This window comes from Mesorhizobium sp. M4B.F.Ca.ET.089.01.1.1 (assembly GCF_004022605.1).
Taxonomy (GTDB): Bacteria; Pseudomonadota; Alphaproteobacteria; order Rhizobiales; family Rhizobiaceae; genus Mesorhizobium; species Mesorhizobium abyssinicae.
Genome location: NZ_RZOS01000029.1, coordinates 19,643 through 28,094, shown reverse-complemented (window position 1 = coordinate 28,094; position 8,452 = coordinate 19,643). Strand labels below are relative to the sequence as shown.

The 8,452-nt window shown below is 65.3% G+C and carries 5 protein-coding genes; 2 read left to right on the top strand and 3 right to left on the bottom strand.

The genetic code is table 11. From position 1 onward, the window contains the following. Positions 1 to 167 precede the first annotated feature (167 nt). A complete protein-coding gene (galE, locus tag EN780_RS05245; protein WP_128272449.1) occupies positions 168 to 1,163 on the bottom strand; it encodes a UDP-glucose 4-epimerase GalE in 996 nt (331 codons plus the stop codon). 274 nt (positions 1,164 to 1,437) lie between these two features. Here galE and hemA point away from each other — a divergent pair, with 274 nt between their 5' ends. Continuing rightward, positions 1,438 to 2,715 carry a 5-aminolevulinate synthase gene (hemA, locus tag EN780_RS05240; protein WP_127391463.1) on the top strand — a complete coding sequence of 426 codons (1,278 nt, stop codon included), beginning with the start codon at positions 1,438 to 1,440 and terminating at the stop codon, positions 2,713 to 2,715. Positions 2,716 to 3,008: 293 nt separating this feature from the next. Here the strand turns inward: hemA and EN780_RS05235 are convergent, their stop codons facing one another. After that, a complete protein-coding gene (locus tag EN780_RS05235) occupies positions 3,009 to 4,175 on the bottom strand; it encodes a pyridoxal phosphate-dependent aminotransferase (protein WP_128272447.1) in 1,167 nt (388 codons plus the stop codon). A 107-nt stretch (positions 4,176 to 4,282) separates the two neighbouring features. Beyond that, positions 4,283 to 4,705 (bottom strand): large conductance mechanosensitive channel protein MscL, encoded by a 423-nt coding sequence (mscL, locus tag EN780_RS05230; RefSeq protein WP_128272445.1) that lies wholly within the window; start codon positions 4,703 to 4,705, stop codon positions 4,283 to 4,285. A 244-nt stretch (positions 4,706 to 4,949) separates the two neighbouring features. On the opposite strand from mscL, the gene EN780_RS05225 reads away from it, so the two are divergent. Then, positions 4,950 to 8,435: a PAS domain-containing hybrid sensor histidine kinase/response regulator gene (locus tag EN780_RS05225; protein WP_128272443.1), complete on the top strand. Its 3,486-nt coding sequence runs from the start codon at positions 4,950 to 4,952 to the stop codon at positions 8,433 to 8,435. Positions 8,436 to 8,452: the final 17 nt, after the last annotated feature.

Here is an 8,452-nt window from a genome sequence, read left to right as displayed (position 1 = left end):
TCGCTCTCCCACGGGCTTCAAGGCCCAAAGATGCTCCGGTCTCTCGTCCGCCACCGCACCTGCTGCAATAGCAGAGTCGGCAAGGGACAAGTTACAAGGATGCCGGCAGGCAGGTGAGGGGCAGCGCTGGCGGACCGAAATGTAATTCGGCCCTGGCAAAAGCACCCCTATCCCCTCGCCGAATTCTTCCCCGTCAAAATCCGCTCCCAGGCCAGCGCGTCGGCAACGATCCGATCGAGATCGTCGCGCTGCGGCGTCCAACCAAGCTCAGCGCGGGCGAGGTCGGAATTGGCGACAATGGCGGCGGCGTCGCCCGGGCGGCGATCGCCCATCTTGACCTCGAAATCACGGCCGAAGGCGCGGCGCACGCTGTCGATCACTTCCAGCACCGAATAGCCGTGGCTGTAGCCGCAATTGGCGACAAGGCTCTCTCCGCCGGCGCGCAGCCGCTGCAGCGCCAGCCGGTGTGCCGCCGCCAGGTCGCTGACATGGATGTAATCGCGGATACAGGTGCCGTCCGGCGTCGGATAGTCGGTGCCGAACACCTGCATGAAGGGGCGCTTGCCGAGCGCGGTCTCGCAGGCGACCTTGATCAGATGCGTGGCGCCGGGCGTCGACTGTCCGGTACGGCCCTTGGGGTCGGCCCCGGCGACGTTGAAATAGCGCAGCGCCGTGTAGCGGATATCATGCGCCTTCGCCGCGTCGCGCAACATCCATTCGCTCATCAGCTTGGACAGGCCATAGGGAGAAACCGGCGCCAGCCGCGCATCCTCGTGCACCGGCTCCAACCCGGCCCCGCCATAGACGGCGGCGGTGGAGGAGAAGATGAAATGCGGCACGCCCTCGCGCACCGCGGTCTCGATCAGCGTGCGCGTCTTGGAAGTGTTGTTCTCATAGTAGCCGAGGGGGTCGGCGACCGATTGGGGCACCACGATCGAGCCGGCGAAATGGATAATGGCGTCGACCTTGTTGTCCCTGATGATCTGGCCGACCAGTTCACGATCGCCGACATCGCCAACGACGAGCTTGGCCTCCGGCGCAACCGCCCATTCGAAACCGGTCGAAAGCCGGTCGAGAACGACGACGCTCTCGCCCGCGTCCAGGAGCTCCCAGACCATATGGCTGCCGATATAACCGGCACCGCCCGTCACCAAAACCGCCATCCGTATCCTCGCTGGTCAAGATTTATTGGAAACTGTCTCAAGGCCGCCTTACTGGAAAGCGCGCCGCAAGGCGAATAAAACTCCAGTGTCAAATGCGTAACAGTCGCCGGAGCCCAAGGCATCGTACTGAAACAAAGTTGATCCACATCAAGGGAATAGGCCACGATCCGTGGTCGTTAGAAACAGGCTCGGGGCGTGGCATTTTGACCGGAAGCGGCCGGTGGACGCCGAATGGGGCAATGACTATGATCCGGCGCAAAATTGGGAAGGCGACATGAACTACCAGCGGTTCTTCGAGGAAGCGATCGACCAGCTCCACGCGGAGCGGCGCTACCGCGTCTTCGCCGACCTCGAACGCATCGTCGGCAAGTTCCCGCGCGCGATCTGGCGCTCCAACGGCCGCGCCCAGGAAATCACCGTCTGGTGCTCCAACGACTATCTCGGCATGGGCCAGCATCCGGACGTCATCGCCGCCTTCCAGAAGGCGGCCGGCAGGATGGGCTCGGGCGCCGGCGGCACCCGCAACATCTCCGGCACCAGCAACCCGCTGGTCGAGCTCGAACTGGAGCTGGCGGACCTGCACGACAAGGAAGCAGCGCTGGTCTTCACCTCCGGCTTCGTCTCCAACGAGGCCTCGATCTCGACCATCGCGCGGCTGCTGCCGAACTGCCTGATCATCTCGGATGAGCTCAACCACGCCTCAATGATCGAGGGCGTGCGCCGTTCGGGTGCCGAAAAGAAGATCTTCCGCCACAATGACATCGCGCATCTAGAAAGCCTGCTGCAGGCGGCGGGACGCGAGCGCGCCAAGCTGATCGTGTTCGAGAGCGTCTATTCGATGGACGGCGACATCGCGCCCATCAAGCAGATCGTCGACCTCGCCGAGCGCTACAACGCCATGACCTATATCGACGAGGTCCATGCCGTCGGCATGTACGGTGCGCGCGGCGGCGGCATCACCGAGCGCGAGGGGCTGGCCGACCGTATCGACATCATCGAGGGCACGCTTGCCAAGGCCTTCGGCACGCTCGGCGGCTATATCACCGGCACCAGCGCTGTGATCGACGCCGTGCGCTCCTACGCGCCGGGCTTCATCTTCACCACGGCGCTGCCGCCGGCTGTCGCCGCCGCCGCCACCACCTCGATCCGGCATCTCAAGCGCTCGCAGGCCGAGCGCGAGGCACAGCAGCGTCAGGCGTCGCGGACCAAGGAAGTGCTTGCCGCCGCCGGCCTGCCGGTGATGGAATCGCCCACCCACATCGTGCCGGTGCTGGTCGGCGATCCCGAGCTCTGCAAGATGGCCAGCGACCGCCTGCTCGGCGTGCACGGCATCTATATCCAGCCGATCAACTACCCGACGGTGCCGCGCGGCACCGAGCGGCTGCGCATTACGCCGACGCCGTTCCATTCGGACGCGCTGATCGCCGAATTGCAGGACGCATTGGTGGAGACTTGGGACGCGCTCGGCATCCCCTACGCCTCGACAGGACGGCCGGCCGTCGCCAAGACCGACCGGATCATTCCCCTGCTGGTGCCGAAGTCGGGCGGGTGACCTGCTGGTGGTTTGTGGGCGGTGATGGGTAACAGGTCCTGCCAATCATAGAACGCTGGCGCTGCCCCTCATTGTCCTGCCGGACATTTCTCCCCGTGAAGAACGGGGAGAAAAGCGCTGGCGTTGATGGTTTCGCCACTTGGCGCGTCGCGGAAAGAGCGGCGAGGTTGCGGCCCTCCCTTCTCCCCGTCCTTCGCGGGGAGAAGGTGCCGGCAGGTGGATGAGGGGCGGCACCGCCCTTCGAAAGTAAGCCGTTCAGGCAAGAACTTGCCTGACCCACAATCCAGCCTTGCTCAAATCGTCGTCATCCACTTCGCCAGGCGATGCGCCGCTTCCTCGAGTTGGTCGAGGCGGCGGTGGAAGCATAGCCTGAGGAAGGCCTCACCGCCTGGGCCGAAGGCGGTGCCGGGCGCCAGGCCGACATTGGCATGGTCGACGATGTCGAAGGCGGCGGTTCGGGAATCGGTGATGCCGTCGACGGTGAAGAACAGATAGAAGGCGCCCTGCGGCACGGTGAAGCGTGCCTTGCCGGTCGCGCCCAGAATGCCGCAGACCAGGTCGCGCGCCGCGTGCGCACGCTCGACCTGTTCGACGATGAAGGCATCCCCCTCGTCGAGGGCGGCGACGGCGCCGCGCTGCATGAATTGGGCGACACCCGAGGTCGAATACTGGATCAGGTTCTCGAACACCTGCTGCAAGGCGGGGTGGGTCTTGATCCAGCCGACGCGCCAGCCCGTCATCGCCCAGTTCTTGGAGAAGCTGTTGACGAACAGGATGCGGTCTTCTGCCGTCGCGATGTCGAGGAAGGACGGGGCGCGGCCGCTTCCATAGTGGAAATGCGAGTAGATCTCGTCGGCGATGATCCAGACGCCGCTTTGGCGGGCAAGGTCGAGGATCGCCTGCAGCGTTTCCCTGTCGGCGGTCCAGCCGGTCGGGTTGGACGGCGTGTTGACGAACAGCGCCTTGGTGCGCGGCGTGATCGCCGCGGCGATCTTGTCGACGTCGCAGGACCAGCCATTGCCGGACGGATCGAGCGTGACCGCGACCGGAACGGCGCCCGCCACACCGGCCGCGGCGGCGAAATTCGGCCAGGCCGGCGACAGATAGATCACCTCGTCGCCCTGGCCGGCGAGCGCGTCGATCGCCAGCTGGATGGCGTGCATGCCCGACGCGGTTACGATGAATTCCTCATCGGCGAAGCTCTTGGCGAAATGCCGGCCATAGTAGCGGGCAAGCGCCTGCCTGAGCTCCGGAATGCCCTTCTGCCAGGTGTAGAAGGTCTCGCCGGCGGCGAGCCCACGGGCGGCGGCATCGCTGATGAAGGAAGGCGTCGGCAGATCGCCCTCGCCGGCCCAAAGCGGGATCATGCCGTCGCGCAGCCGGCCATGGTTGATCACGGCGACGATGCCGCTTTCGGGCGCAGCGCGCGCCTCGGCGCGCAAGGTCTGGATCAGGGTCATGCAAGAATCCGCTTGGTTTGCCGACAGCTAGCGTGTTTTACGACGGCCGCAAACAGAAAACCCCGGCCGCGAACGGCCGGGGTTTTGGTCCAGAAATCCGCTGCGCGCTATTTCCTGGCGAGAAGATCGCGAATTTCGGTAAGCAGCGCAATATCGGCGGGCGGCGGCGCCGCAGGTGCCGCGGGCTTCTCGCGCTCGAGCCGCTTGCGTATGCCGTTCACGGCCTTGACCATCAGGAAGATGATGAAGGCAAGGATGAGGAAGTTCAGTACTGCGGTGATGAAGCTGCCATACGCAAAAACGGCGCCCTCCTTCTTGGCGTCGGCCAGCGCGGGCGAATGGACGTTCGAGGACAGTCCGAAGAAGTAGTTGTTGAAGTCCAGCCCACCGAAGATCGCACCGACGATCGGCATGATGACGTCGTCGACCAGCGAAGTGACGATCTTGCCGAAGGCGGCGCCGATGATGACACCGACGGCCAAGTCCATGACATTGCCCTTGGAAATGAATTCCTGGAATTCTTTCAGCATTCGACCCTCCTTGCCGTGGCCACGCTGCCGTCCCCAGCTCCACTCGGCGCCGGCCCTCGCTTAGCATAACAAAAACCCCCGGTTGCAAAACGGGAAAAAGGGCCAGGGCACCGCTTTCTGCTGGCCGCCCGCGGCCATTGCCCTCCGCCGCTATGCGCCGAAAGCCGCGATGGACTCGACCTCGAAGCTGTGATTGCGTCTGGCATGGGCCGACGCGAGACCGGCCAGGGAGGAGGTTCGAACCGTGCAGGGCTGGTTCATCGTCATCATCGCGATCGCCTATGTGACGCTGCTCTTTGCCATAGCGAGCATCGGCGACCGGCGCGCTGCGGCGGCCGGGCTCGGCCGGGCGCGACCCTTCATCTATGCGCTCAGCCTTGCCATCTACTGCACCTCCTGGACCTTCTTCGGCTCGGTCGGCCTGTCCTCCGAGCGCGGCCTGGAATTCCTCGGCATCTACACCGGCCCGGTGCTTGTGTTCGTGTTCGGCTTTCCGCTGCTCAACCGCATAGTCAGGTTGGCAAAGACCGAGAAGATCACCTCCGTCGCCGACTTTCTCGGCGCCCGGTACGGCAAGAGTTTCACCGTCGCGGCGATCGCCACGCTGATCGCGACCATCGGCGCCGTGCCCTACATCGCGCTGCAATTGAAGGCGATCTCCGGCTCGGTCAGCCTGATGGTCGAGCATTACACCGGCTCGCCGCCCTCTTTCGATCCTTTTGTGAGCGACATCTCGCTGGTGGTGGCGATGCTGCTGGCGCTGTTCGCGGTGCTGTTCGGCACCCGCCATGCCGACGCCACGGAGCACCAGGACGGGCTGGTGCTGGCGGTTGCGGTGGAAACCGTGGTCAAGCTCGCCGCCTTCCTCGCCATAGGCCTGATGGTGACGTTCCTGATCTTCGGCGGTCCCGGCGACATGTTCGACAAGCTTGCCGACTATGCACAGGCGCGTCAGGCGATGGGCTATGGCACCTCGCTGGCCACCTGGCTGGTGCTGACCTGCCTCAGCGGTTTTGCCATCCTGATGCTGCCGCGCCAGTTCTACGTCACCATCGTCGAGAACCGCAGCGAGGCGGAACTGCGCACCGCGACCTGGGTGTTCCCGCTTTACCTGGTGGCGATCAACCTGTTCGTGCTGCCGATCGCCTTCGCCGGCCTGGCGCTGGTCGGCGACAGGACCAGCAGCGACCTCTACGTCTTGTCGCTGCCCCTGTTCAGCGGCCATGATCTGCTGGCCATGGCCGCCTTCATCGGCGGCCTGTCGGCGGCGACCGCGATGGTCATCGTCGAGAGCGTGGCGCTGTCGATCATGATCTCCAACGACCTCGTCATTCCGCTGTTCGTGCGCCGCCTGCTCAGGACCTCGACCTCGGAAAACGAGGACTGGTCCACGCTCATCCTCAATGTGCGGCGCGGCGCGATCTTCATCATGCTGTTCATCGCCTTCCTCTATTATCGCGAAAGCACCAACAGCGCGCGGCTGTCCTCGATCGGCCTGATGTCGTTCGCGGCCATCGCGCAGTTCGCGCCGGCTTTGATCGGCGGGCTGATCTGGCGCGGCGCCAACGGCAGAGGGGCCGCGCTCGGCATGGTCGCCGGCATTCTGGTGTGGGCTTACACGCTGCTCCTGCCTTCGCTGGTGGGTTCCGACGCCGACATCATCGTCCACGGCCTGTTCGGTTTCGAAGCGCTTCGGCCGCAAGCGCTGTTCGGTACCGTCGCCGAGCCGCTGAACCATGGCGTGCTGTGGAGCCTGTCGATCAATGCGCTGTTCTTCGTGCTCGGCTCGCTCTCCCGCGCGTCGGTGCCGCTGGAGCGCATCCAGGCGGCGATCTTCGTGCCGCGTGAGGCCGGCCCGATGCCGAGCCTGCGCCGCTTCCGCACTGCCGTGACCGTCAACGACCTCAAGGACACGATCTCCCGCTATCTCGGCGTCGAGCGCACCGAGCGCTCCTTCCAGTCGTTCGAGAAGAGCAATGGCGTGACGCTGCATGGCAACGAGCAGGCCAACATGGAGGTCATCCGTTTCTCGGAACAGCTCTTGGCGAGCGCCGTCGGCTCGTCCTCGGCGCGGCTGATCCTGTCGCTGCTGTTTCGCCGCAACGACCGCGATTCCAAGGACGCCTTCCGCCTGCTCGACGACGCCACCGAGGCGCTGCAGCACAATCGCGACCTGCTGCAGATCGCGCTCGACCAGATGGAGCAAGGTATCACCGTCTTCGACCGGGATTTCCGCCTCATCTGCTGGAACCGCCAGTACCGGGCGCTGTTCGGCCTGCCCGACGAAATGGGCCAGGTCGGCGTCTCGCTCGACCGGATCCTGCGCCACCTCGCCGAGCGCGGCGATATCGCGGCCGACCAGCGCGTGGCGATGCTCAACCGCCTGACCAGTTTTGCCGGCCCCTGGCAGATGGAGCTGAAGACCAGCGGCCGCATCCTGGAACTGCGCTCCAACCCAATGCCGGACGGCGGCATCGTCGCCACCTATGCCGACATTTCCGGCCGCGTCGAACAGGACCTGGCGCTGAAGCGGGCCAATGAATCGCTGGAGCAGCGGGTGAAGACCCGCACCATCGAACTGACCCGCGTCAACGAAGAGCTGGCGCAGGCGCAGATGCTGGCCGAGGAGGCCAACCTCGGCAAGACGCGCTTCCTCGCCGCCGCCGGCCACGACATCCTGCAGCCGCTCAACGCCGCCCGGCTCTACTGCTCGTCGCTGATCGAGAAGGCTGGCAAGGGTCCCGCCGGCAAGGCCGCGGTCAACATCGAATCCTCGCTGGAGTCGGTCGAGACCATTTTGGGCGCCGTGCTCGACATTTCTCGCCTCGACGCAGGCGCCATGAAGCCCGACGACACCGCCTTCAGCCTCGACGGGCTGCTGCGCCAGATCGGCACCGACTTCCGGCCGATGGCCGCCGAAAAGAAGCTCGAACTCACCATCATGCCGTCGTCGCTTACCGTGGTGACGGACCGCAACCTGTTGCGCCGCCTGATCCAGAATCTGGTCTCGAACGCGATCAAATACACCCGCCATGGCCGCATCCTGGTCGGCGTCAGGCGGCGGGGGTCGCTGGCCGAGATCCAGGTGATCGATACCGGCATCGGCATTGCCGGCGACAAGCTGAACACGGTGTTCCACGAATTCACCCGGCTGGACGAAGGCGCGCGCGAGGCCGAGGGGCTTGGCCTTGGCCTTTCGATCGTCGACCGTATCGCCAGGGTGCTGAGGCTGGAGATCCGCATCTTCTCCAATCCCGGCAAGGGCACCCGCTTCTCCGTCATCCTGCCGGTGGCCGCGGTCGCGGCGCCCCGGCGCGAGATCGAGAAGGCGCCGGCGCGCGCGGCCTCCTCGCTTGCCGGCCTCAAGGTGCTGTGCATCGACAACGATGCCCGCATTCTCGACGGCATGCGGCTGTTGCTCGAAGGCTGGGGCTGCCATGTCGAAACGCTCACCGGCGCCGGGCAGTTGGCGGGATCGGCGGAGAGCCGGCCAGACATCGTGCTGGCGGACTATCATCTCGACAGCGGCACCGGGCTCGACGCGATCGCGACGCTGCGGGCGCTCCACGGCCAGGACTTGCCGGCCGTGCTGGTCACGGCCGACCGATCGAGCGAAGTGCGCGCATCGGCAGGCCGGCTCGACGTGCCGGTGATCAACAAGCCGCTGAAGCCGGCCGTGCTGCGCTCGATGATGGCGCGGATCAGGCCGCTGGCTTCGGCGGCGGAATAGCCGCGCCTGCTTACAAC

Bases quoted from the DNA above. Each gene is read 5' to 3' on its own strand.
- galE (WP_128272449.1), bottom strand. From the start codon at position 1,163: ATGGCGGTTTTGGTGACGGGCGGTGCCGGTTATATCGGCAGCCATATG.
- hemA (WP_127391463.1), top strand. From the start codon at position 1,438: ATGAACTACCAGCGGTTCTTCGAGGAAGCGATCGACCAGCTCCACGCG.
- EN780_RS05235 (WP_128272447.1), bottom strand. From the start codon at position 4,175: ATGACCCTGATCCAGACCTTGCGCGCCGAGGCGCGCGCTGCGCCCGAA.
- mscL (WP_128272445.1), bottom strand. From the start codon at position 4,705: ATGCTGAAAGAATTCCAGGAATTCATTTCCAAGGGCAATGTCATGGAC.